Raw genomic sequence first — 746 nt, forward strand, 5'->3', positions numbered from 1 at the left:
TATGCTGTCCGACTTTGTTCGACAAGTAAGGGGACTTCGGCATGTGCCGTTGTGTAGTAGAGATAGGTCGGTTGCCATGTGAGCTTGCTGGTTAGGAACCTGCTGTCTGTGGCTAGCGCACGTGGGTCGCCACACTGTTGCTCCTGCCCCTACACCCACAACCCCACCCGGCCACAACAACCACACCCCCAACCCCACATCCACCACCGCCGCCACCAGCAACGCGTACTTCAGCCCCAACATCGGCATCAGCACATGCACCGCCGCCAGCACACCGACAATCGCGCCCACCGTATTGAACGCATACACCTGGCCGATGACCTTCTCGCCCCGCCCCTGGCGCAACAGCGCCAGCGTCAACAACGGCAGCGTCATGCCCGCAAAGAACGCAGCCGGGAACATCACCAGCACCGCAATCACCGCACTGGCCACGCTGTACAACCCGTAGCCTTCGGCACTGCGCACGATGACCCGCATCAGCCAGCCGACCCATTCGAACGCCTGTGCGTACACGAACATTGACGCCAAGGCGGCCAGCCCCATCAGCACCTGCACCCACCCGGCTGCGCGCAACGGCGAGGCCATGCGGTCCGCGCGATGGCGCAGCCACAGCCCGCCAAACGCAATGCCGGCAATGAACGCGGCGAGCATCAACTCAAAGGAATGCAACGTGGTGCCCAGCGCAAGCGACAGCATGCGCACCCAGGTGATTTCGTACACAAACGAGCTGGCGCCGGTAAGCAGCG

At 62.9% G+C, this 746-nt stretch carries 1 protein-coding gene; it reads right to left on the reverse strand.

What is annotated here, in order from left to right:
- The coding region (locus ABB28_RS18145) for a fused MFS/spermidine synthase (RefSeq protein WP_170184018.1) at nt 1-746 on the reverse strand (746 nt) is incomplete at both ends.

The organism is Stenotrophomonas chelatiphaga (assembly GCF_001431535.1).
Taxonomy (GTDB): domain Bacteria; phylum Pseudomonadota; class Gammaproteobacteria; order Xanthomonadales; family Xanthomonadaceae; genus Stenotrophomonas; species Stenotrophomonas chelatiphaga.